We start from the raw sequence: 23,658 nt of genomic DNA on the forward strand, positions 1-23,658 counted from the left end.
GGTCGACCACACCCCCCGACCGTCTCCGCTGGTTGCCGACAGCTCCTACCGGTCCTTTCCGCCGGTCGAGCACGACTCATATCGCCACGATCGCCTGCCGGCCGCATGGCCGACGGGTCTGTTCTCGCTGTCCAGTTCCGGCCTCGCCTCTACCGAGTGCCGTGCTCCGTCAGAAGATCCCGCCCGAATCTCGAGGAGTCCGTCCAGATGTCTCTCCGTTTACGCATCGGCAGCCTGGTGGCTGCCGCCGTCTTGATCAGTCCGCTCTTGCCGGCGACAGCCGCGCCGCCGCCATCGGCTACCACCCCGGACGCTGCAGCCACGGCGGGCACGACAGCCCCGGGGCCTACGACCGTGGGCAGCCTGCGGACCAACAGCCTCACCAACCCACTGGGGATCGCGCCAGGTGCACCTCGGCTGAGTTGGCAGCTTGACTCCAGCCGTCGTGGAGCAGCGCAGACGAAGTACGAGGTCCACGTCGCCTCGACAGCCGCCAAGACCGCGGACCCCGACATCTGGAGCAGCGGCGTCGTCACCGACGACCGCTCGGTCGACGTCGCGTACGCCGGACCAGCCCTGACCCCGTACACCCAGTACTTCTGGCAGGTGCGGGTCTGGGACGACACCGGCACCGCATCCGCCTGGTCCCCAGTCGCCACCTTCGAGACGGCGAACCTCAAGCCCGAGGACTGGCAAGGCGACTGGATCGGCGCCGACAGCCAGCCCGGCGCGGAGTGGACCGACTACACGATCGACGCCGACGTCACCCTCACCAAGGACGCGCTCGGCTTCTTCTTCCGCGGCCGTGGTGGCAACGGCTACATGTGGCAGCTCAACCAGGAGAACGACGCCCGTCCCCTCCTCCGCCCGCACGTGAAGCTTGCCACCGGCTACAGCCTGCTCGGTGAGATCCCGCTCAACGGCGTCAACCTCAAGCAGCGCAACCACCTCAAGATCACCGTCGCGGGCCACACGATCACCACCTGGATCAACAACACCCAGGTCGACCAGCGCGACCGCTCCGACCACGACGCCCCCGGCCTGGTCGGCTTCCGCACCAACGGCGTCGAGGCAGGTGTCGTTCACACCCTCAAGGTCACCAACGCCGCCGGCAAACAGCTCATCGACACGGCCTTCCCCAGCGGCGACCAGACCTTCCCCGACGGCACGGTCCTCCCCACCGGCGGCCTAGAGGTCAAGGGCACCACCGACCTCTGGCTCCCCGGCAAGGCCGTCCCCGTCTTCCGCAAGAACATCACTCTGCCCAAGAGGATCGCCAAGGCCCGGATGTACGCCGCCGCGCAAGGCATCTACGAACTGAGCCTCAACGGCCAGAAGGTCGGCGACCAGCACCTCGCTCCCGGCTGGACCGACTACGCGCACCGGATCCAGTCCCAGAGCTACGACGTCACCAAGCTGATCACCAAGGGCAGCAACACGATCGGCGCCGAGCTGGCCAACGGCTGGTTCGCCGGCAACGTGGCGATGTTCGGCTCCAACAAGTACGGCAGCCAGACTGCCCTGTCCGCCCAGCTCCGGGTGACCTACACCGACGGCACGACCGACGTGTTCGCCACTGACTCGAGCTGGGAGACCGCGCCAGGCGCGGTACAGGCTGCTGATCTGCTCAACGGCGAGACCTACGACGCCCGCAAGACCCCGACCGACTGGACGCCGGTCCAGATCCGGCCGAGCGCGACGTCCAAGCTGGCCCAGCAAACCGACCAGCCTGTCCGGGTCACCGGAGAGCTGCAGGCCAAGGCGATCGCGTCGCCCACTCCCGGCGTCTACCTCTACGACCTCGGCCAGAACATGGTCGGCGTCGGCAACTTCAAGCTGACCGGCACCCCCGGCCAGACCGTCAAGATCCGGTACGGCGAGGTGCTCAACCCCGACGGCACCCTCTACACCGACAACCTCCGCAGCGCGAAGGCCACCGACCGCTACACCTTCGCCACCAGCGGCCCCGAGACGTACCAGCCGCGCTTCACCTTCCACGGCTTCCGGTACATCGAGCTCAGCGGCCTACCCACCGCCCCACCGGCCAGCGCCATCACCGGCGTCGTGATGGGCACCGACGGAGCCAAGACCAGCAGCTTCACCACCAACTCGGCCTTGGTGAACAAGCTGCACAGCAACATCGTCTGGGGACAGCGCGGCAACTTCCTCTCGATCCCGACCGACACCCCGGCCCGCGACGAGCGGATGGGCTGGACGGGTGACATCAACGTGTTCGCCCGTACCGCCGTCTACAACCTGGATTCGCAGGCCTTCCTCACCAAGTGGCTGCAGGACCTCCGCGACAGCCAAGCGGCCAACGGCGCCTACGCCAGCGTCGCGCCGACCGTGCCCAACTCGTTCGACGGCGGTCTCGGCAATGCAGGCTGGGCCGACGCGGGCGTCAACGTGCCGTGGACGCTCTGGCAGGCATACGGCGATACCTCCGTCATCAGCCAGCACTACGACTCGATGCGCCGGTACGTCGACTACCTCGTCGCGAGCTCCAACGGGCTCATCCGCGGCGGCGGTGACTACGGCGACTGGCTGAACCTCGACGATCCGACCCCGGGCGACCTGATCGGTACGTCGTTCATCGCCAAGGGTTCTCGCCAGTTGAGCCAGATGGCGGCCGCGATCGGCAACCAGGCCGACGCAGCGAAGTACCAGAAGGTCTATGAGGACACCAAGGCTGCGTTCCAGGCGAGGTTCGTCGCGGCCGACGGCACGGTGGGCACGGACAGCCAGACCGGCTACATCCTCGCCTTCACCAACGACCTGGTCCCGACCGACAAGGTCACCGCCGCCGGCGATCACTTCGCCAACACGATCCTGCGCCGCGATACTCACCTGTCGACCGGCTTCCTCGGGGTCGACGGGCTGCTGCCGGTGCTCACCAAGATCGGCCGCTCCGACCTTGCGTACAAGCTGTTGCAGAACACCTCGTACCCGTCCTGGGGTTACGAGATCGGCAAGGGTGCGACCACGGTCTGGGAGCGCTGGAACTCGATCAACCCGGACGGCACCTTCAACGACGTCGGGATGAACTCCTTCAACCACTACGCGTACGGCGCTGTCGGCGAGTGGATGTATCGCTCGCTGGCCGGCGTCTCGGCCGCCGAGCCGGGTTACCGCAAGGCACTGATCGCGCCGACACCGGGCAGCGGCATCGACTCGTCCGACTACCGGTACCAGACCCCGTACGGCGAAATCGCCAGCCGCTGGAAGGGCACGACCGAGTACGGTCTGACGCTGGACGTGACCGTGCCGGCCAACACCACGGCGACCGTACGGATCCCGGCGCCGAACATCGGCGCTGTCACCGAGAGCGGGAATCCGCTGACGGGTGCCGATCACGTGAGCAATGTGGTCGACGAGGGCTCGACCGTCGCGATGACGGTTGCGTCGGGCACCTACAGGTTCGTGGTCGAGCCGGCGCCGATCCGGCTCAGCGTGACCGGCTCGCCGGCCGCCGGAGAGCCCGGTTCGACCGCGACTCTGACGGCCGTGGTGAAGAACCGCTCGACGGCTCCGGTCACCGGCAAGCTCGAGGTGACCGTGCCCGAGGGCTGGACGGCGCCGACGACGGAGTCCGTGACCTTGGCGCCGGGCACGCAGACCACGGTCACGGCGCGCATCGCAGTACCGGTTGCTGTGAATGCCGGTGCAGTGTCGTTCGGGGTGAAGTTCCTCGATGCGGTGGCGCCGGCGATCGGCTTCACGGTGAATGAGTCGCTGGAGCCGGGCAACGCCATCGACTATGTGGATCTCGGCGTGATGGCGTCCGAGTCGGCGCACTCGTTGACGGCCGCGCCGTCGTCGGGGACGACCGTGGAGGCTGGGCGGACCCGACGGTACGCCGGGATGTTCGTGCCCGGTGCATGGTTCGAGTTCAACCTCGGTATCACGGCCGGCCAGCCGTTCGTCATGCGGTTGGTGGAGACCTACGACAAGGCGCAGACGAAGGACTACGAGGTGCTGGTCAACGGAAAGGTCGTCAAGCATCGGGTGATCAGCAGCCCGGGCGCCGGACTGCAGACCTACCAGTTCGTCGTCGACGACCCGACGCTGCTGACCAGCCAGACCGTCCGGGTGAGGATCCAGCACAACGCGACCGCCTCCGGCTACGACCCGTCCATCGCGGACGTCTGGTCGCTGCCGACGCCCTGATCGCATCTAGCGTCCGGCGCTCCGGCGCCGGACGCTAGATCAGGTAGCGGAACTCGGCGGAGTCGGGCTTGATGCGTTCGATGTCGAGAGGGGCCGCCTCCATCCGGTCGAGCAGACCGGTGAGGTCAGTGGGGCGGCCGATCTCGATGCCGACGAGGGCGACACCGGTCTCCCGGTTGTTGCGCTTCACGTACTCGAACAGGGTGATGTCGTCGTCAGGCCCGAGCACGTCGTCGAGGAATTGCCGCAAAGCTCCCGGCTCCTGGGGGAAGGTCACCAGGAAATAGTGCTTGAGTCCCTTGTGGACAAGGGATCGCTCGAGGATCTCGCCGTACCGGCTGACATCGTTGTTCCCACCGGAGAGCAGGCACACGACAGACTGGCCCGGCTTGATCTCGACCCCGTTGCCCAGAGCCGCTGCAGACAAGGCGCCGGCGGGCTCAGCGATGAGCCCGTCGGTTTGGTACAGCTCCAGCATCTCCGAGCAGACCAACCCCTCGGGCACAGACACCATCTCCACCCCCGCGGCCGAAACCAACGGGAGCGTCACGTCACCGACCCGGCGTACCGCAGCGCCGTCCACAAAGCTGTCCAAGTGCGGCAGCGTCACAGGCGAGCCGGCAGCCAACGCAGCAGCCATACTTGCTGCCCCACCAGGCTCCACGCCCACAACCCGTACGCCGGGATGCCGCTGCGCGAGCCAAGTCGCCACACCGGCGATCAGCCCGCCACCTCCCACCGGGACGACCAATACGTCCGGGACCTGGCCGAGCTGCTCCAGGATCTCGATGGCCACCGTGCCCTGCCCTGCAACGGTTCTGGGGTCGTCGAACGCGGGAACCAGCGTCGCGCCGGTGGCCTCCGCCTCAGCCAGTGCGGCAGCGGCCGCGTCGTCATAGGTGTCGCCTGTCACGATCACCTCGACCTGGTCACCGCCGAGTGCCGCGATCCTGTCCCGCTTCTGGCGTGGCGTAGTACGGGGAACGTAGACGCGGCCGTGGACGTCGAGGGTGTGGCACGAGTACGCCAGGCCCTGGCCGTGGTTGCCGGCACTCGCGCAGATGACACCGGCCTTCTTCGCGGTCTCGTCGAGCTGGGCGATCAGGTTGTACGCCCCGCGCAGCTTGTAGGAACGGCCGATCTGCAGGTCCTCGCGCTTCAGCCAGACGTCAGCGCCCGTGCGTGCGGAGAGTCGCGGGTTGCGCTGCAGCGGAGTACGGACCGCGATCCCGTCGAGCCGCTCGACGGCAGCCTCGATCTGGGCCGCGTCAACCGTGCTTGAAGCAACTGAATGACTCCCCTGCATGACGTTCCTTCCCGTGCATTTGCACGATCTTCTCCGATTTGCTCGCTCCACAAGACACGCCGCGTCCAGAGTTCGGACCGTACAACACTGTTGCGCAACAGGTCCTTGATTCATGCGTGAAACGGGTCCGGCCTGGGCAGTCTAGTTCTCATACGCTCACTCGGTGTAACGGCCAGGGGTCTGGACGGGATGAGCCGAGTAAACCGGTCAACGGGGACTGGAGGGCAGAGATGGAATCGATTCCGTTCAGTCTGTGGGGAGATGCGTTGTGGTGTGGGCAGGAAGTCGTGCGGGAGGCTCCGCACGAGCAGGCGATCCGTCGGCTGTTTCCTGATCCGATCCCGGCGCGCGGCGCAGATTTGGACACCACCGCGGACTTGGTCCCAGAACCGCGGAACCGCTTCGACCCTCGCTCGATCGCTGTTCGGGTGCAGGGAAGTGTGGTCGGCTACTTGCCGAGGGACGATGCGCACCGGTACCACCCGGTGTTGTCGGAACTGGTGGCGCAGGGCCTGCAACCGCAGGTGCCGTGCCACTTGTGGGTCAGTGAATGGGAGCCCGCCGATTGGGAGGGCAAGGGGGACAACGGCACCGAGTTCCACGCCAGCGTCGCCGTCGCCCTGGGCCAGCCGCACATGCTGGTCCCGGTCAACCTGCCACCGCCCGGGAGCTACCACCTGCTGCCACCGGGCAGCGGGATCGTAGTGCCGGGCAGTGAGGTCCATCCGGACGTCCTCACACCGTTCTTCCGGCCGGAAGGCGAGTGCTGGGCGTACGGGACGATGATCGCCGTCGAGGAGGTGGACGGGTTCCAGGAGCGGCACCAGATGGTGGTGGAGATCAGGCTGGACGACGAGCCCGTCGGCCGGCTGAGTCCCCGGCTGAGCGCCGAGTTCCTGCCCGCCATCCACTACCTGGCGGACATGCGGGCCGAGACAGCCGCACGAGTCGCCGTCCGCGGCGACCGGACCGCATCGGAGGTGATTTTGTACGCAGCTCGGAGTCATGATCTGCCGGCGACCTGGCCGGACGGTCTGACCCGGTCTCCAGTGGCTTCTCCACCCTGGCACTACTGGGTCGGTAAAGAGGCGAACTGACGCCAAGGCGGCCGCGCAGTACTCACCTAAAAGGTGGAGGCGGGTACTGCGGGGCTACCGAGGGTTTCAGAGCTTCTGACTGAGCAGCTGGAAGATCTCGTCGTGGGCACCCGGAAGGTCGTCGTGGCCGAGGTCAGGGTATGTGCGGTGCTGCTTCGGGCCGGTCAGCTTGTTGTAGACCGCGTACTGCGTCGACGGTGGGCAGGTCTGGTCTTCCAGGCCGGAGTAGAGCGTAACTTCGGCCTGGATCCGGGCTGCCAGGTGCTGTAGGTCGATGTAGCCGAGCGTCGTGAACACCTCCTGCTCGCGCAGGTGCCTGGGGTCGCGCTTCTTGAACCAGGTGGTGATCTCGTTGTACGGGCCCTTGTCGAGGTTGAGCTCCCACGCGCGCTGGTAATCGGCCAGGAACGGGAACACGCTCGCCGTGTACTTGATGGTCGGCGTCAGGGCCGCGGTGACCAGGCTGAGGCCGCCGCCCTGACTCCAGCCGGTCGTGCCGATCCGGGCCGGGTCGACCCCGGGCAGGGCGCCGATGATGTCGGCGAGGCGCCGGGTGTCCAGGAAGACGTGCCGGTACAGCAGCGTCTCGGGGCCGCCGTCCAGACCCTCGACGAGGTGGTTGCGGAGCGAGAAGCTGTTCGGCTGCTGGGTGTCGCTGCGGTAGCCGACCTGCTCGCGGACGTCGAGAGCCGCGACGGTGAACCCGCGGGCGGCGTACGGGAGGAGGTCGACCCAGTTCGGCTGCTCACCGCCGTACCCGTGGAACATCAGGACGGCCGGGCCCTCGGGGTTGGCCGGGCGGATCACCTTGGCGTGCACGCGGTAGCCGCCGGTGCCGGTGAAGTACAGATGCTCGGCCTGCGCGAACGGCAGCGGGAAGTCGGTCGCCGGGGCGAACTCGGTCTCCGGGTCGGTACCGGCCAGCTCGGCCAGGCCTTTGTCCCAGAACTCGTCGAAATCGGCCGGCCGGGGGTTGGTCCCCCGGTAGGCGAGCAGTTCCTCGGACGACATCTCGAACGACAGCACGGTCTCCGGACTCCCTTTGTCAGGTCAAACGAACGACCTTCATTCTGCGGGGTCAGCAGGTTCGGCGGCAGTACCGTCCCAGATCTTGTAGCCGTTGGCCGTGTTGAGCCGCTCCCGCAGCTCGGTCTCGAGCTTGTCCACCCGCGCCGGTACGAGCCAGTGCACGGGGATCAGCACCGAGTGCTCCTGCTGCTTGGTGCGCAGGATGATCGCCTGGCCTTGCGTAGTACCGGTCCGGCCGACCTCGGTGATGTCCTTCCATTCGGTCCGCAGCCCGCGCACCTGGACATCGTCGGACCCCAGCCTGAGCAGCACCGGCGGCCGGGCAAGGATCCACAGCCCAGCCAGCACCACGAGCCCGCCCAGTACGCCGAACACGGCCACTGCGGCCGCCGGCACCCCGATACCCCAGAGCACCGCCGCCACGCCCAGCAGAATCAACCCAGCAGCCGGAACCCCGAGGAACCGCCCCGGCCGCATCCGGTACGTCGTACGCATCCACCCAGGATCTCAACCGCCGCCACCGACTCGGATGGCGGGTCCGGTCGAGTCCGTCAGTTGCCGGTCTGGGTCGGGTCGTAGGCGCAGGCGTCGGCGAGGTTCTGCGGCTGGCCGGCCGGCGGCTTGGCCGTGGTGGGCTTCTTGCCCGGCTTCTTCGTGGTCGAGGTCGACGGCTTGTTCGACGGGGTGGAGGCGACCGGCTTGGTCTTCGGCTGGATCGCCTTCTGGACCAGCTCGCGCATCGCCTCGTAGTTCGGGTTCTGGCCGGTCGGGAAGTTCTTCGACTTGTCCAGGTCGACGTTGGTGACGTTGGCGTTCTTCACCTTGAGGCCGAGCTCGATGAAGTCACCCAGGATGTCGCCGGGGATGTCGGTGCGCAGCAGCTGCTTGCCGGCCGCGGCGATCTGGTTGTAGCTCGTCACCAGGGCGGCCGGGCTGGCGCTGTTGACCAGCGCGTGGATCGTGCAGCGCTGCCGCTCCTGCCGGGACGGGTCGCTCAGGCCGTATCGGCCGCGGGCGAACCAGAGGGCGTCGTGACCGTTGAGCTTCTGGTTGGGGCCGGGCTGCAGGTAGCCGGACGGCTTGCGGGCCGTGTTCGAACCCGGGCCGGCGCCGTAGTCGCCACCGATCGGCACCTTGTAGTTGATGTTGACGGTGATCCCGCCGAGGGCGTCGATGATCTGCTCGAAGCCCTTGAGGTTGACCTGCATGTAGTAGTCGATGTCGAGGCCGAGGGCAGCGCCGGCCGACAGTTTGAGCACGTCCGCGCCCATGTTGTCGGTCGGGCCCAGCAGGCCCGGGTACTTCTTCGGGATGTTGTCGTACATCGAGTCGAGGTAGTACTCCGGCTGCTCGGCCGGGCCGCTCGGGTCGTAGTACCCGTCCGGGTACTTCTCGTGCAGCGGGGAGTCCTCGGGGAACGGCATCCGCATCCAGTTCCGGCTGAGCGAGATCAGCGCGGTGTCACCGGTCTTGGTGTCGATACTGGCGACGATCACCGTGTCGGTCCGGGTGCCCTCGCGGCCGACGCCGTCGTCGGCGCCGAGCAGGACGATGTTGAGCCGGGGCTTCTTGGCCCACGGGTCCTTCTTGTCGACGTTCGGCCGGGTGGCGCTCTTGGAGTCCTTCTCGGACTTGAAGACGCTGCCGACCAGGTCGCGCTGGGCCATCACGGTCTGCGCGGCGAAGGTGGTCGGGACCGCGATGCCGAAGCAGAGCAGCCCGACGAAGGCCGAGCCGGTGAACCGGCCGACCGAGGTCAGGCTGATCGGGCGGAGCAGTTTGTGGCTGGAGACGACGATGCAGATCCAGATGAAGCCCATCACCAGGACGCCGCCGGTGGCCAGCAGCAGCCGGCTCGGGTCGACGGCCAGGTCGACGATGGCGCCACGCTGGGTGAGGGCGACGTACGCTGCGAGCAGCAGCAGGCCGGCGTACAGGGTGATCACGAACGCGCCGAGCTTCTTACGGCCGCCCATGACGAAGCCGAGGCCGGGGATCAGGGCACTGAGCAGCGTCAGGCCGAGGGCCTTGGAGACGGTCCGGGTGCGGAAGGCCCGCTGGGCAGGTTGCCGGGAACGGTTGGCGCGAGGCGCGGACCTGCGTCCAGCTGCGCGAGTACTCCGCGTCATGGCTCCGTTCCCTGATCGACGACGTGGCGGCGTGCGGGACCGTCAGAGTAGGTCCCCTGTACATCAGACGCCGACACGGCCTCCTTGGTTGACGTCACGTTACGACCCCCGTCGATTCGGCCAGGTTACAGGTGAACGAAACCCTTCCCCAAGACGGCCATCCGGCCCCACTTTGCTGCCGGACCGGTTGTCCGGATAGTCTTGGCCGTCGTCGCGTCGCACTATGACGCAACGGAGGAGGCGTCGCCTAGTCCGGTCGATGGCGCCCGCCTGCTAAGCGGGTTGAGGGTAATCCCCTCTCGAGGGTTCAAATCCCTCCGCCTCCGCACTACCCGAGAGCCGCCCAGCCGCAAGGCGAGGCGGCTCTCTGCTTTTCCCCACCCATCTCGCGGCGCCACCCGGCCCCGGACCGCCACCACACACCAAGCGCGGCGCCAGGCGACCAAACCAGCAGCCCTGAGCCTGCGCCACGGGCTCAGCCGGCCATCGGTAGCTCTGGAGAACCGGCCGCCAGAACCCGAGGGTCGTGTACCTACCGACAGGACATAGTCGGCTACTCAATTGAGCCGCACGCTCACGGAGGTGCTGGTCAGCCTGAAAACGAGCACTACGTCCTGTCGGTAGGCACGTTCACGGGTCGCCGCCCTCGACGACACGTCCCGTCCGGGCCGACCAGGTCCACCCCATGGGCTGATCGGCTTCGAAGGACTAGGTGCCGTCAGCATCCAGGCGAAGGCGAGGTGGCGCGCAGCGCCACGAGCTGGGTACGGCGTACGGGGTGAGGTCGGCGGGCGTACTGGTGGTTAGCCGAAGGCTAGGTTCTTGGCCTCCGCCAGGCGGTGGGTTGAGCGGGGGGTCATTGGTTCGGTGGCGGCGATCAGGTGGGTTACGCCTAAGGATTCGTATTCTTTGAATGACCGGGCCAGTTCCTCGACTGTTCCGTTGAGGGTGGTTGCTTCTGGCTCGGTTACGGAGGGCTGGTCGGGGTCTGTGACGGTGATGCCGACGGTTAGCTCGACGGAGTCGGTGGGGCGGTCGGTCTTGGCTATGGCGGACCGCATGTCGTCGAGGCGGCTTCGGACCGTGTCGTCTACCTGGCCGAACCAGGCTGTGTTCCATTGGTCGGCCCATTTGGCGGTGAGGTCGAGCATGCGGGGGCGGCGGGCTGCTACCAGGAGCGGGATCTGGCGCGCAGGCGGCGGTTGCAGCGCCAGGTCCTGAACGCGGTGGTACGTACCGTCGAACGTCACCGTCTCGTGCCGCAGCAGCCGGGCGACGATCTCCAGCCACTCCTCGAACCGCGCGACCCGGTGATCAGTCGGCAGACCGAAGGCCTCGTACTCCGGGTCGTGCCAACCAGCGCCCACCCCGAGAATCAGCCGCCCGTCCGACACCAGGTCGAGCGTCGCCGCCATCTTCGCCGTCAGTCCCGGGTCCCGGAACGACGAGCAGAGCACCATGTTGCCCAGCTCCACCCGCGAGGTCACCGCAGCGACCGCACTCAGCAGCGTCCACGACTCATGCATCCCGTAAACAGTCTCGTCGGGCGCCTTGTAGAAGTAGTGATCAGCCAGCCACACCGAGTCGAGCCCAGCCTCGTCCGCCGCGACCGCCATCGCCTTGACATCCGCCCAGGTCGGCATCCCTCCGGTCGGTCCGTCGTTCCCACCGACCGGCAGCATCACTCCGATGTTCATCTCGCCAACCTAATCCGCCCGCCGCCGATCCGCGCCCCAATCTGCGGCGGGCAGACCGGTCAGCTGAAGGCCAGTTCCAGCAGCCCACCGGAGAAGTCAGGCCTCAGTACCGCCTCCACACGCAGGTACTGCGCCCGTACGGGAGCAAACGAAACCGAGTTGGCCCGATCCCTCTCCACCCCGTACGCCGATGAGCCCACCACCTCCCGCCACGTGGAACCGTCAAGCCACAGCACCCGCCATGCGGCCGGCACCCGACAAGCGCCGAACCCAGTGTCGTCAAACCAATACGCCGACACCCCAGAGACGACCCGTACCGACCTCAGGTCGTACTGGATCCACTCGGTCGTCCCCCGCCGATCCCACCAGGTGAAGCGCGGTATGGACGTGTCAGCCGACGACGACGGAGTACGCCCGTCGTCGACCGCCTCCAGCGAGTCCCCGTCGTTGACATGCGACGCGGTCACCCGAGTGCGGTACCGCCACTCAGCACCCCTGGCAGCAACCGACGGGAAGGAGGTGATGCGCAGCCGAGCCGCCCCCATCGGCATCAGCGTCACTTGCTCCACCGGCTGCGTGGACCGCGCCGGGCTGGCCTGCAGTAGCCCGACCACGTCCTCGCTGTCTGCCTCCCACTGGGGGATGCGTCGAGCCGACCCCTTCAAGAGCAGTGGCGTACCGGCGTGGGTGAACGGATTGGCGTCGCGCGGGACAGTACGGCGTACCAGGTCGAAGCTGCTGCCGGCGACCAGGCCGTAGTTCCAGGGGGACTCTGGATAGACGGCTAGCTCCGGCCACTCCGGCGTACCGCCGATGACCTCGGTGCGCTCCTCGATAGCCAGCGAATACGTCAGCGAGCCACGAGAGACCGACACAGCGCCCTGGTTGGCGGACCAGGTCCGGGTGGTCGTCCGCATCGGCAGGACAAGCTTCACCCGGTCACCGGAACGCCAGGCGCGGTCCAGCTTGACCCAACCACCCTCGGCTCGCGCCGGGGTCTTAACCGAGTTAACCGTGACAGTGAACTCCGCTGCCCAGCCAGGAACCCTTAGATACAAGGGGAATCGAGCGCTGCCGGTTACGGTGAGCGTGATGGCGTCCCCGAACGGGTAGTCGGTGTCCGCGACGATGCTGACCGTAGTACCGGCTGCTCCTACCTTCGCTGTGACCTTGCTGGCGGCATACATGGAGGCGGCGAGCCCGTTGTCGGTAGTAGCCAGCCACAGCTCCTGGGCGTAGTACGGCCAGCCCATGCCGTAGTTGTGCGGGCAGCACCGGTACTGATGCACCCCGTACTTGTAAGCCTGCATGGCAAAGCCGTTCTGGAACTGCCCATGCTTCACCCCGTCGTCCAGCTGGATGCTGTTGGCGGACGTGATGTAGTGCAGGACCTTCTGCTGCTCGTCATACGAGGCAGGGAGCAGGTTGAAGGCCAGTTCCTCGCACCGGTCGGTCCAGGAGGTATCACCGGTAAAGCGAGTCAGCATCTCGAACGTGTGCATCAGCTCGACGATCCCGCACGTCTCGAAGCCCTGCCGCGGATCGCCGAACCCAGGTCGCGAGTTCTCGTCCCCAGCGAACCCACCGCCCGGGAACTGGCCATAGAGCCCCATGATCGTCGCGTAGTTCCGGTACGTCGCTGCGCTGTGCGCAGGGTCGCCACTCAGCAGCCCGTACTGCAGCGGCTCCCGGATCCCCTGCGCCAGGTTGACGTTATGCCAGGTAGGGATGCCGTTCACGTAGTCGGCCGAGCCCGAGTGCATCTTGCTGACCAAGTCGAGCAACCACTCGTCGCCGGTCCGGTTGTAGAGCCAGTAGGCGCTGTCGATGTTGTCACCCCACCGATACGCGCCCCACGACCGGTTGAACACCTCAGCCGGCTGCCCGTCCTGGAACTGCAGATACCGCGTCATGAACGGGATAACCCGCTCATCCCCGCTGTACTCGTACCAAGACCGGAAGGCCGCCAGCAACGGCATCCCCGGCCAGAAGTCAGGCCCACCCTCCAGCGAGGTCCGCAACCGTGATGGGCCGAACCAGCCGTCAGGTGCCTGGGTAGCGATGATCCCGTTGAGCCAGCGCTCGGCCCTGGTCAGTACGCCGGTATCGCCGGTGACGTACCCGAGATCGCCGAACCCCCTGAGCCAGTAGGGCAGCTCCTCCCAGGCACCCTGCGACGGGTCGACCCAGCCGTTGCCCTCGTAGGGGAGGAAGTCGGAGATCTCGTCGTACCGGCCGCAGAGGCCCTTCACCTGGAGGTCGAGCTGCTGCGCCAGCCAGCCGCGTGGCTCGATAGCGCCGGGTGGGAGCTTCTGGAAGGGCACTGGTTGCAGGGGAGCACGGTTGGGGACGTAATGGCCGCCCCGACTGGCAGGCGGCTCGAAAGGAGCAGCGGGAGTAGCGGCGTGGGCGGCGGATGAGTTGACGGTCATGCCGGCAGCCAGGCCGCCGGTTGCGAGCAAGAAGTCACGACGGTGGATCCCTTCGACCATGATGAAGCCTTTCGCGTGATGGTTCGGGGCGGGTTACATCACACTGATTGCGGAAAAACGGCACACGTTTTCCGCGATCGATACTAAGCTGTCGCCAGACGTTGCGGCAGGGCTCGGGAGGAAAAAGATGAGGCAGCAGGCGCGGATCGTCGACGTGGCCGCGCTCGCCGGGGTGTCCGCGGGGACCGCGTCGAAGGCGCTCAACAACACCGGCCAGCTCAGCCCGGCGACGCGGGAACGGGTTCGGAGGGCGGCCGAGCAGCTCGGGTTCACGCCGGATACCCGGGGGCGGGCGCTGTCGTCGGGGCGGACGTACACGGTCGCGTTGCTGACCACGGACAGCTCGGGGCGGTTCAGCATCCCGATCATGCGCGGTGTCGAGGACGTGCTGAGCGCGGGTGAGCTGGCGACGATTCTGTGCGATACCCGGGACGATCCGCTCCGGGAGCAGCACTACTTGCGGTCGCTGGTCGCCCGGCGGGTAGATGGGATCGTGGTGACCGGCCGGCGTACTGAGCCGCGCGGGCCTATCGACGTACCGCTGCCGGTTGTCTATGCGCTTGCCGCGTCCACTGATCCAGACGACGCGTCGGTGATCGTCGACGACGCGGGCGGCGCGGCTTCCGTCGTCACGCACCTGAGAGGGCTCGGGCGCGAGCGGATCGCTCATGTGACCGGCCCGGCCAACCACCGGTCGGCCACTGAGCGGGCTCACGCAGTGATCGAAGCGGCGGGCAGCGCCTTCCTCGGTGAGCCTCTCTACGGTGAGTGGAGCGAGCGCTGGGGCCGCCAGTCGGTCGACCAGCTACTGCGCAGCGCCCCCGACGCCATCACGTGCGGAAGCGATCAGCTGGCCCGTGGTGTCTGCGACCGGCTCCGCGAGCTGGGCAAGTCGGTACCAGTCGACATAGCCGTCACCGGCTACGACAACTGGTCGGTCATGGCCGAGGCGAGCCGTCCGCCGCTGACGACGGTCGACTTGCAACTAGAGGAGCTCGGCCGCCGTACTGCGACCTTGCTGCTCGACGCCATCGCAGGCGACCCGCATCACGGCGTACTGGAGCTGCCGACTCACCTCATCCCACGGGAATCGACCTTGGGGATGTCCTAGGCCCAAGGGCCGACACCCGAGATCTTGTCGACGGTGATGTGCGTGACGTACCCAGCCGGCAGATCGTCACCGGGCAGGAAGTCGGCATCCGGCCCCTGGTAGGTCTTCGCCAGCTCTCGCAGCAACGGCACGGCACCACCTTCCGTGATCCGTGCTGTCCCCTTGATCACCAGGTACTCCGTCAGGCCCATCGCATTCTGCCGATCGGTCTCGATCGACAGCGCGACCCGGCCGTCCCGGCGGATGTTCTGCACCTTGCGGTTGTTGGGCACGTGCGCGGCGACGATCTCGTCCCCGTCCACCCCGACCCAGACCACCGAAACCTGCGGACTCCCATCCGGATTGATCGTCACCAGATGCGCCAGCGCATCCGACTCCAGCAACTCCCGAACACTCCCCGGAATCTCCATGCGGTCAACCTAACCTCGCGGCCGGGTCGGCGACAGGAAAGCGAAGCGCCCCGGCCGATCGGCCGGGGCGCTTCTGCAGTCCGACGGCGCTGGCTTCCGGTCAGCTGGTCGGAGTACGGGGTGTTTCAGCCGTCAAGGCGTCAGCCGAGCCGGGCCTTGAGGTTGTCGAGCTCGAGCTTGAGCGTCGCCGGGACCTTGTCGCCGAGCTTGGTGAACCACTCCTCGATCAGCGGGAGCTCGGCCTTCCACTCCTCCTCGTCGACGTTCAGCGCGACCTGCAGGGCCTCGAGACTGAGGTCCAGGCCGGTGACATCGAGCGCGTCCACGGCCGGCACGAGGCCGATCGGGGTCTCGACCGCCTCAGCCGTGCCGTCGAGGCGCTCGATGATCCACTTGAGCACCCGGCCGTTCTCGCTGAAGCCCGGCCAGACGAACTTGCCGGCCTCGTCCTTGCGGAACCAGTTGACGTAGAAGATCTTCGGCAGCTTGTCGGCGGCGTGCTCCTTGCCGACGGTCAGCCAGTGGTTCAGGTAGTCGCCGGCGTTGTAGCCGAGGAACGGCAGCATTGCCATCGGGTCGCGGCGGACGACGCCGACCTCGCCGACCGCCGCGGCGGTGGTCTCGGACGACAGCGTCGCACCCATGAAGACACCGTGGTCCCAGTCGCGGGACTGGGTCACCAGCGGCACGGTCGTCGCGCGACGACCGCCGAAGATGATCGCGGAGATCGGTACGCCGTTGGGGTCCTCGTACTCGTCGGCGATGATCGGGCACTGCTTGATCGGCGTGCAGAACCGGCTGTTCGGGTGGCTGCTCAGCTCGCCGGACTCCGGCGTCCACTCGCGGCCCTTCCAGTCCGTGAGGTGGTTCGGCGGAGTCTGCGAGTAGCCCTCCCACCAGACGTCACCGTCGTCGGTCAGCGCGACGTTGGTGAAGAGCGAGTTGCCCTTCTCGATCGTGCGCATCGCGTTCGGGTTGGTCTTCCAGCCGGTACCGGGGGCGACGCCGAACAGGCCGAACTCGGGGTTCACGGCGTACAGGCGGCCGTCCTCGCCGAACCGCATCCAGGCGATGTCGTCGCCCAGCGTCTCGACCTCCCAGCCCTCCAGGGTCGGGTCGAGCATGGCCAGGTTGGTCTTGCCGCACGCGCTCGGGAACGCGGCCGCGATGTAGTGGACCTTCTTCTCCGGCGAGATCAGCTTGAGGATCAGCATGTGCTCGGCCAGCCAGCCCTCGTCGCGGGCCATCGCGCTCGCGATCCGCAGCGAGTAGCACTTCTTGCCCAGCAGCGAGTTGCCGCCGTAACCGGAGCCGTACGACCAGATCGTCCGCTCCTCGGGGAACTGGACGATGTACTTCTCGTCGTTGCACGGCCAGGGGACATCCTTCTGACCGGGTGCGAGCGGCGCGCCGACGGAGTGCAGGCAGGGCACGTACTTCGCGTCGGTACCCATCTTCTGCAGGACCTCGGCGCCGGTACGGGCCATGATCCGCATCGACGCGACGACGTACGCCGAATCGGTGATCTCGACGCCGAACATCGGCTTCTCGGCCGTCAGCGGGCCCATGCAGAAGGGGACGACGTACAGGGTCCGGCCGCGCATGCTGCCGCGGTACAGCTCCGTCATCAGCGCCTTCATCTCGGCCGGCGCCATCCAGTTGTTGGTCGGGCCGGCGTCGGCCTCGTCGACCGAACAGATGAACGTGCGCTGCTCGACCCGGGCGACGTCGGAAGGGTCGGTGCGGGCCCAGAACGAGTTCGGCTTCTTCTCGTCGTTGAGCCGGACCAGCGTGCCGCCGGCGATCAGCTCGTCGGTGAGCAGCTTGTACTCCGCGTCGGAACCGTCGACCCAATGGATCCGGTCGGGCTGGGTGAGTTCGGCAACCTCGGCAACCCAGGCCAGCAGGCCCTGGTGCTCAGTCGGGGCGTTGCTCAGGTCGTAGGCGCTTGCGCTGGTCGGCGGGCTCTCGACTCTGAGGGCAGTCTCGGTATGGGCAGGGCTGGCGGTTGTCGTCATCGGCGGCTCATTCCCTCTCGCTCGCGATCGTCCCGGCGTTTTGCCCCGGCCCTCGACGCTGAGGTTCGGGTACGACGTCGGCCGCCGGGGTCTCCGGCGGTTCGATTCAGCTGGCTGGCGGTGTGATCTGTCGCATACCAGTACGTCTAGTGGGCGTATACCAGTGTGCAAGTGGTACTAACGGTACGCGACCGGAGCGCGTGTTGAGAACCGGCTGGACGTGAGGACGGTCACAAAATTCCGCCGACAAGGGCTTTCCCAGCAAAAAAGACCGGCCGCGGGGTGCTCACGCGGCCGGTTTGCGGTGGTCAGTGGTCTGAAGCGGCGGACTTACTTGGGCTTGGGGGTAGCTGGGAGTAGTCCTGGGGACGGCAGCGGGGCTGGGCTGACCAGCACCGCGGGGGTCGGCTCCTGCTCCTTGGCTTGGCTGCCGATCTTGGTCCCGACGGAGTACAGAGCGCAGAAAACGACCAGGACCGCTAGTGCTGAGAGGAGCTTCGGCCACCAGCCCTGGGGCCTGCCGACGATCCCTGCACCGGGTGGCGCCGCCTGCGCCACCCATGCCCCGAGCACCTCCTGCAAACTCCCTCCGCCGTCCGGCAGTCTGCCCGCTCGATCCGTTGGGCTGCCTCCGCCGTCTGGCTTCTTGGCCGTTGGCGGCCGTAGGCCGTACTGCTGGGCCAGTTGGGAGCGCACTGCGTCCAGTGAGTCGTCGTCGTTGCCCAGTAGGCCGTCCAGCGGGTCCAGGAGTCGCTCTGCGCCTGACTGGCCCGGCACTAGCTGCGTTACCGCGTACGGCCGGTCGGTGGTGAGGTTGGCGGCCCATAGCGGTGTCTGGTGCTGGTGCGGCTCCAGCGCGGCCGCGCGGCTCGCCTTGGTCAACCTGTCGCGGACCTGTGCGTCTGCTGCGCCCTGCTCGCTGAGGATGAGGGCGATGATCTCCATGCCGGTGGAGGAGCGCCCACGCCAGATCTCGGCCAGCGGGTGCTCCAGTAGGCGCTGGTCGAGCTCATAGCCGGCTAGCTCCGGCGTGGGGTTCACTGGCTCTCCCAGATGGCCCGGTCCGCCAGTACCTGGGCAGCCTGCTGTGCGGTCGCCAGGTCGATGGGGTGGGCGGCATAGTCGACCTGGACGGTCAGGTCGGCTCGGTAGACGAGTACGGCGACGCGGGGGTCCTGGCCGGCGTGTTTGTCCACCTTGGTGGGGTACGGGCGGTCGTTGACGGTGGGCCAGGGTTTGCGGGCGAAGGCCTGTTTGGCGACGTCCAGTGGGGTGGATGGTGGCTGGCCGGGGCCCGCTTCGCGGCCGGCGTACGGGGTGATCCTGATCTTGATCGACGCGGCCGAGAAGGTCGGCTGGGTCTGCTCGGGGACGTCGATCGCGCAGGTGATCTCGGTGATGCCCAGCTGGGTGAACGCTTTGACGGTCGTGGCTTTGGGCAACAAAGTCGAGATGTCACCGAGTCGGGCGCAGAGGTCCTTCGGGAGAAGGCGTGTCGATTGGACGTCTGCCGGCCGGATGGGTTTGCCGACGGCGATGCCGATCCCCAGGCCGGCGACGGCGGCGACGCCGCATGCGATCGCAGTACCGCGAACAAGTGCACTGGCCACGCAGCGTTTCTCCCTTTTCTGTCCCCCGGATCTCGCCTTTGACGCTCGGAGGATGGTCCTGGTTCCTGCTTATGCTGCGGCGGTGACCTCCTTCCCGGACATCGTCGTCGGCGCGCCCGGCGATGGCGAAGTACTCGAGTTGCCCTTCGGCGTCTTCACCGTGCGGATCTCGGGTTCGCAGACTGGTGGCGCTTTGTCCGTGGTCGAGTCGGTGCTCTCCGCCGGTGCGTTGGGGGCGGCGCCGCATGTCCATCACGGGCATGAGGAGTATTTCCTGGTGACCGATGGCGAGGTCACGTTCGACACGGCGGACGGCGTACTGACTGTTGGCGCGGGTGGTTCCGTGGCGGTGCCGCGGGGGCAGGCGCATGGGTACCGGAACGCGAGCAGCTCGGTGGCTCGGTTGACGACCCTGTTCACGCCAGCCGGCTACGAGAACTACTTCCGGGCGGTCGCTTCGGCCGCCGCGTCCGGAGTGGAGATCACGCCTACGCTACTGAATGAGTTGCGGGCCGAACAGCAGACGACACCTGCTGAGTTCTGACCCTTTCGGCGGGCTTTGGGGAATACCATCCCGGCATGGATCTTGGGGATTTGCTGGGTGGACGTGACCTCGGCGATGTGAAAAAGGCCGTCGGATTCGTGCTGGACAACTCCGATGACTTCGACAAACTCCTGAAGCTGGTCAAGGGCCTGCCCGACGACGCACTCGGCTTCATCGGCCGCCTCCCGGACCTGATGAAAACGATCGGTACCGGCCTGGCCGAAGCCGGCGAACAAGCCGCCAAAGCCGCCGGCGCCCTGGTCGGCGACGACGGCGAAGGCGGCGCCCGCAAGGCCCTGACCGGCAGCGCCAACACGATGAACTCCGCCAAGGACAAACTCCACGACGCCGCAGGCATGCTCGCCGGCCTGGCCGGCGAACTAGACAAGATCCCCGGCATCGGCGACGCCGCCGCCAAGCGCCTCAACGACGGCAGCGGCTCCATCGGCGGCGTAGCCACCGAAATCGAAAGCCTCGCCGGCAACCTCCAAGACCTCTCCGGCATCCTCGCCTCAGTAGGCGAAGCCCTCTCCGGCCTAGGCGAAAAACTAACCGACTCCGGCACCTCCGTAAAAACCCTCCTCAACTGACCTCCCGGTGCGCCGTACTGACCGCCCTCCGTACGCCGCACCGAACCCACCCGCGACGACCTCGCCGACCCGCTCGCCTTGCCCTCCCGAAGGCCCCAACGGAGCCGATTGGCACCCACCCCCACCCCGCGTGTATCGTTACCCTTCGTTGTCCGGCGCTCGTAGCTCAACGGATAGAGCATCTGACTACGGATCAGAAGGTTGGGGGTTCGAATCCCTCCGAGCGCGCCAGCAAAACCCCAGGTCACCAGGTGGATGACCTGGGGTTTTGTCATTCCGGGGTGCTGTGGTTCCCCCACGCGGCCCCACTATGCAGGCTCCGCCGTCGCCCGCTCCGCGGACCGCTCCCACCCACCCCGGGCGCGCGTGCTGCGCCCGCTTCTTCGACCGCGCCCCGCCATCACGTGCCGAGTGAGCTGCTCGAAGACCTCGGACCCACGCTGCTGCGGCGAGGCCTGCCCCGTGGACGAGCACCGTCGCTCGCTCGGTCGGAATTCATGCCGCTACCCGTCGTACCGCTGGACCTATCCCACTCGCCCTGCTTGAGGACCATTCGTCAAGGCCACCTGTCCAAGGAAACGGTCACCTCTCCGGTCAAGTAGCCCTGCAAGGCCGCCCCGGGCCGGTTGACGAATGGCTTGGGGACCGTAGTCGTATCGATCCATTCGGCGACCGCAGGCTTCTCAGGCTCGAGTTTCAATAACGGGTCGTCCCGGTGACGCCGGTCAACGCCGCAGAGCAGCGGGCCGAGTCTTGGCCCACGACGCTTTAGCCGTCCAGGCCTTCAAATGCGCTGCCTTCGCTGCAGCCCGAGTTTGGCCAGCGCGCGGTCCCGCAGCGGTACGCGCGGGCGGTCCTCTATGGCGTCTTGGTGATCTAGCTGGTTGAGGGCCTCTTGCAGCTCAGACCGCATTCGAGGGAACAACTGACCGTGTTGGTACAGGTCTTCGGGCCACCGTTGGTCTTCCTCGCAATAGACATGCCAGGTCGTGCCGAACCAGTTTCGCTGCCCCCACAGCACCCGGCAGAGCGCGGCAGTGGTTGCTGATCGTTGGATCTCGCCGCGATCCTCGGATAGGAGGATGTCGTACTCGACAGCCTTGATCAGCTCGACCAGACGTCCCGCCAAACGGTCGCGGACAGCTGCGCGGCGATCTTCCTTTGCGATGCGTTGAGCATCAGTTGCGACGTTCAACGCAACGAGCGCAGCAGCGAGCGCTCCAAGGCCGGAAACCCACTCGGCGAGAGACCCGACGTCCATGGCTGGTGACCTTACAGTTCCGTGATCAGATCAACCCGACTGCGGTCGAGGCCATCCCGCCACATGATCGACCGACCGTACGTGCCGGCTACTCCGGTTTGCGGGTGAAGACTCGTTTGGCTACTGAGGCGGTGCCTAGGGCGGCGAAGAGGGATACGAAGATTACTGAGGGGATGGTGCTGTAGCTCGAGTCGACGCTGTGGAAGGTTGCGTTGCCGCCGTAGATGCCGACGAAGAGGACGGCCAGCCACATCGCGGCGATCGCTACCGTGGCCCACATCTCGCGGACGAGGATGCGGGATGTCCAATCGGTGCGAGGGGACCGGGGCGGAGAAGACTGGTCTTGCATGGTTGTTGTCATGATTGCCTCCTAGTGCTCCACTCCTAATCTGGTCCGGGGGCCGAGCCGGTCGTAGAGCCGGAGGTCAGTCATCACGTGGGTAGAAAGGCCCGCGCTTGCCGCGGCTCAACCCCGCCCCGTGGGCGCTCAGGGGTTCGCGTCGGTGTGGCGTAGGCGCAGGTGGCCTAGGAGGAGAGCGGTGGTGGACCAGGCAAGCATGACGACTACCGAGGAGGTGTGGGTGAAGCCTCGGTCGGTTGGTTCGCCGTTCAGGAGGAAGACCGCGCGTGAGCCGGGTAGTAGGTCGGCGATGGTCGTCAGCCAGTGGTAGCCGAACTGGGGGAGGACAAGCGGGAGCAGGAGGATCAGTAGGAAGATCGCGACGAGGCTGCCTGCGGTGTTGCGCAGTATGAAGCCGAGGCCGGCCGCGAGGGCGGTGCCCGCGGCGAATACGAAGGCAATGGTCGCGAGGGTGTCGATGCCTTCGGCAAGCGGGAGGCCGAGGAGTGGGTGGGCGCCGGTGAAGGCGGCCAGGGCGGAGGCTAGGGCTAGCAGTGTGCCTAGGACGGTTGCGGTTCCGGCTGTGACGAGGGTGCGTGCGAGGAAGAGGGTCGTGCGGCGGGGTGTCCACTGGAGGGTTGGGATGATGCCGCCGGTGGCGTAGTCGGAGGTCACTGCGGTGAGGACTAGGGCCAGGAAGAGGAACAGGGCCGGTAGGACGGTGAAGTGCGCGGCGGTCCAGGCTGTGGCGTCTGGGGGTGGGGGCGCGTCGCCGCCTGTGTCTAAGCCAGCGACGGCGCCGAGGGCAACCATGATCGAGGCGGCTACGGCGAGGAACCACCAGGTGGCTTTGACGGTCCAGAGTCGGAGCCACTCGGCGCTGCAGGTGCGTGCGAAGACCTGTAGACCGGTGACCGGAGGGGCTTGGGGCGTCATGGTGCTACCTCGGCGGGGCGGCCGTGGTAGTCGACGCTGTCGCCGGTCAGCTCGATGAATGCTTCCTCTAGGGACTGCTGGACATCCGAGAGGTGATGGAGCGGTACGCCGAAGCTGTGGGCCAGCTCGCCAACCTCTTCGGCCGTCCGGTCCTCGACCTGGAGGTCCTGGCCGTCGAGCTGCGAAGCGGTAAAGCCCCGCTCCTGCAGGTGTCTGAGCAACTGGACCGGCTGTGGGGTGCGTACGAGTACCTGACGGCGCCCGAGGCCGTTGAGGATCTCCGCCGTGGTCGCGTCGGCGATCAGCCGGCCACGACCGATGACGACCAGGCGATCGGCCGTCTGCTCCATCTCACTCATCAGGTGACTGGAGACCAGGACGGTACGGCCGTCGTCGGCCAGCCGGCGCAACAGGTCGCGGATCCAGCGGACCCCATCGAGGTCCAGTCCGTTGATCGGCTCGTCGAACAGCAGTACCCGCGGATCGCCCAGCAGTGCCGCCGCGATCCCGAGCCGCTGGCGCATGCCGAGCGAGTAGCCCTTGATACGGCGCCGGGCCGCGCCATCGAGTCCGACCTGCTCGATCACCTCTTCGACCCGGCGCAGCGGGAGGCCGTTCGTCCGGGCCGCCACCCGGAGATGGCTGCGCCCGGTACGGCCGGAGTGCACCGAGCCGGGATCCAGCAGCGCCCCGACCTCGCGCAGCGGTTCGGCGTACGCCGCGAACGGTCGCCCGTTCACCAGCACCTCCCCGGAGCTGGGCCGATCGAGCCCGAGGATGATCCGCATCGTCGTCGACTTGCCCGCGCCGTTCGGGCCGAGGAATCCGGTCACCTTGCCCGGCTCGACGTCGAAGCTCAGATCGTCGACGGCCAGCACCTCGCCGTACCGCTTGGTCACCCCACGGAGCCGGATCATGCCG

The 23,658-nt window shown here is 67.1% G+C and carries 19 protein-coding genes and 2 tRNA genes; 7 read left to right on the forward strand and 14 right to left on the reverse strand.

Features of this window, described 5'->3' with window-relative positions:
• The first annotated feature begins 207 nt into the window (after window positions 1-207).
• Window positions 208-4,167, forward strand: a complete 3,960-nt coding sequence (locus ABD116_RS09135; protein ID WP_343966966.1) for a family 78 glycoside hydrolase catalytic domain — start codon at window positions 208-210, stop codon at window positions 4,165-4,167.
• Between the two features lie 34 nt (window positions 4,168-4,201).
• On the opposite strand, the gene ilvA is transcribed toward ABD116_RS09135, so the two are convergent.
• Entirely contained in the window at window positions 4,202-5,473 is a 1,272-nt protein-coding gene (gene ilvA / locus ABD116_RS09140) for a threonine ammonia-lyase IlvA (protein WP_343966968.1), read from the reverse strand.
• 230 nt (window positions 5,474-5,703) lie between these two features.
• On the opposite strand from ilvA, the gene ABD116_RS09145 reads away from it, so the two are divergent.
• On the forward strand, window positions 5,704-6,570 hold the full coding sequence (locus tag ABD116_RS09145) for a hypothetical protein (protein ID WP_343966970.1): 867 nt from the start codon (window positions 5,704-5,706) through the stop codon (window positions 6,568-6,570).
• 66 nt (window positions 6,571-6,636) lie between these two features.
• Here ABD116_RS09145 and ABD116_RS09150 read toward each other — a convergent pair whose 3' ends face one another.
• From ABD116_RS09150 to ABD116_RS09160, 3 genes are read right to left on the reverse strand one after another with little or no spacing between them, the layout of a single operon-like run.
• Complete coding sequence (locus ABD116_RS09150; RefSeq protein ID WP_343966971.1) at window positions 6,637-7,596, reverse strand: acetylxylan esterase; 960 nt, start codon at window positions 7,594-7,596, stop codon at window positions 6,637-6,639.
• A gap of 39 nt (window positions 7,597-7,635) precedes the next feature.
• Window positions 7,636-8,094, reverse strand: coding sequence for a hypothetical protein (locus ABD116_RS09155; protein ID WP_343966974.1), 459 nt, complete (start codon window positions 8,092-8,094; stop codon window positions 7,636-7,638).
• 56 nt (window positions 8,095-8,150) lie between these two features.
• Window positions 8,151-9,728, reverse strand: a complete 1,578-nt coding sequence (locus ABD116_RS09160; protein ID WP_343966976.1) for an LCP family protein — start codon at window positions 9,726-9,728, stop codon at window positions 8,151-8,153.
• 236 nt (window positions 9,729-9,964) lie between these two features.
• On the opposite strand from ABD116_RS09160, the gene ABD116_RS09165 reads away from it, so the two are divergent.
• Window positions 9,965-10,054 (forward strand) — tRNA-Ser (locus tag ABD116_RS09165).
• Window positions 10,055-10,531: 477 nt separating this feature from the next.
• On the opposite strand, the gene ABD116_RS09170 is transcribed toward ABD116_RS09165, so the two are convergent.
• Both ABD116_RS09170 and ABD116_RS09175 read right to left on the reverse strand, forming a co-directional pair.
• Entirely contained in the window at window positions 10,532-11,425 is an 894-nt protein-coding gene (locus tag ABD116_RS09170; protein ID WP_343966978.1) for an LLM class flavin-dependent oxidoreductase, read from the reverse strand.
• 59 nt (window positions 11,426-11,484) lie between these two features.
• Window positions 11,485-13,917: a beta-L-arabinofuranosidase domain-containing protein gene (locus ABD116_RS09175; protein ID WP_343966980.1), complete on the reverse strand. Its 2,433-nt coding sequence runs from the start codon at window positions 13,915-13,917 to the stop codon at window positions 11,485-11,487.
• Between the two features lie 127 nt (window positions 13,918-14,044).
• Between ABD116_RS09175 and ABD116_RS09180 the strand changes: the two genes are divergently transcribed.
• Window positions 14,045-15,028, forward strand: coding sequence for a LacI family DNA-binding transcriptional regulator (locus tag ABD116_RS09180; RefSeq protein WP_343966982.1), 984 nt, complete (start codon window positions 14,045-14,047; stop codon window positions 15,026-15,028).
• Here the strand turns inward: ABD116_RS09180 and ABD116_RS09185 are convergent.
• From ABD116_RS09185 to ABD116_RS09200, 4 genes are all read right to left on the reverse strand, one after another.
• Window positions 15,025-15,438 carry a PPOX class F420-dependent oxidoreductase gene (locus ABD116_RS09185; RefSeq protein WP_343966984.1) on the reverse strand — a complete coding sequence of 138 codons (414 nt, stop codon included), beginning with the start codon at window positions 15,436-15,438 and terminating at the stop codon, window positions 15,025-15,027. The genes ABD116_RS09180 and ABD116_RS09185 overlap by 4 nt on opposite strands.
• A 140-nt stretch (window positions 15,439-15,578) precedes the next feature.
• On the reverse strand, window positions 15,579-17,456 hold the full coding sequence (locus ABD116_RS09190; protein ID WP_343966986.1) for a phosphoenolpyruvate carboxykinase (GTP): 1,878 nt from the start codon (window positions 17,454-17,456) through the stop codon (window positions 15,579-15,581).
• Window positions 17,457-17,786: 330 nt separating this feature from the next.
• Window positions 17,787-18,497, reverse strand: coding sequence for a hypothetical protein (locus ABD116_RS09195; protein ID WP_343966988.1), 711 nt, complete (start codon window positions 18,495-18,497; stop codon window positions 17,787-17,789).
• Complete coding sequence (locus tag ABD116_RS09200) at window positions 18,494-19,066, reverse strand: hypothetical protein (protein ID WP_343966990.1); 573 nt, start codon at window positions 19,064-19,066, stop codon at window positions 18,494-18,496. Before ABD116_RS09200 ends, ABD116_RS09195 begins: the two co-directional genes overlap by 4 nt.
• 82 nt (window positions 19,067-19,148) lie before the next feature.
• On the opposite strand from ABD116_RS09200, the gene ABD116_RS09205 reads away from it, so the two are divergent.
• From ABD116_RS09205 to ABD116_RS09215, 3 genes are all read left to right on the forward strand, one after another.
• Window positions 19,149-19,610 carry a cupin domain-containing protein gene (locus ABD116_RS09205; RefSeq protein WP_343966991.1) on the forward strand — a complete coding sequence of 154 codons (462 nt, stop codon included), beginning with the start codon at window positions 19,149-19,151 and terminating at the stop codon, window positions 19,608-19,610.
• Between the two features lie 35 nt (window positions 19,611-19,645).
• Complete coding sequence (locus tag ABD116_RS09210) at window positions 19,646-20,200, forward strand: hypothetical protein (protein ID WP_343966993.1); 555 nt, start codon at window positions 19,646-19,648, stop codon at window positions 20,198-20,200.
• 155 nt (window positions 20,201-20,355) lie between these two features.
• Window positions 20,356-20,431 (forward strand) — tRNA-Arg (locus ABD116_RS09215).
• A 553-nt stretch (window positions 20,432-20,984) separates the two neighbouring features.
• On the opposite strand, the gene ABD116_RS09220 is transcribed toward ABD116_RS09215, so the two are convergent.
• The 4 genes from ABD116_RS09220 to ABD116_RS09235 all read right to left on the reverse strand — a co-directional run bounded on the left by ABD116_RS09220 (window position 20,985) and on the right by ABD116_RS09235 (window position 23,654).
• Window positions 20,985-21,461 carry a hypothetical protein gene (locus ABD116_RS09220; RefSeq protein WP_343966995.1) on the reverse strand — a complete coding sequence of 159 codons (477 nt, stop codon included), beginning with the start codon at window positions 21,459-21,461 and terminating at the stop codon, window positions 20,985-20,987.
• A gap of 88 nt (window positions 21,462-21,549) precedes the next feature.
• Entirely contained in the window at window positions 21,550-21,741 is a 192-nt protein-coding gene (locus ABD116_RS09225; RefSeq protein WP_343966997.1) for a hypothetical protein, read from the reverse strand.
• Between the two features lie 207 nt (window positions 21,742-21,948).
• On the reverse strand, window positions 21,949-22,737 hold the full coding sequence (locus ABD116_RS09230; RefSeq protein ID WP_343966999.1) for a hypothetical protein: 789 nt from the start codon (window positions 22,735-22,737) through the stop codon (window positions 21,949-21,951).
• The gene (locus tag ABD116_RS09235) at window positions 22,734-23,654 is read right to left on the reverse strand and encodes an ABC transporter ATP-binding protein (RefSeq protein WP_343967001.1); all 921 of its coding nucleotides are present in this window, start codon (window positions 23,652-23,654) and stop codon (window positions 22,734-22,736) included. The genes ABD116_RS09230 and ABD116_RS09235 overlap by 4 nt, the downstream gene beginning before the upstream one ends.
• Window positions 23,655-23,658 lie beyond the last annotated feature (4 nt).

Source organism: Kribbella koreensis (genome assembly GCF_039525325.1).
Taxonomy (GTDB): domain Bacteria; phylum Actinomycetota; class Actinomycetes; order Propionibacteriales; family Kribbellaceae; genus Kribbella; species Kribbella koreensis.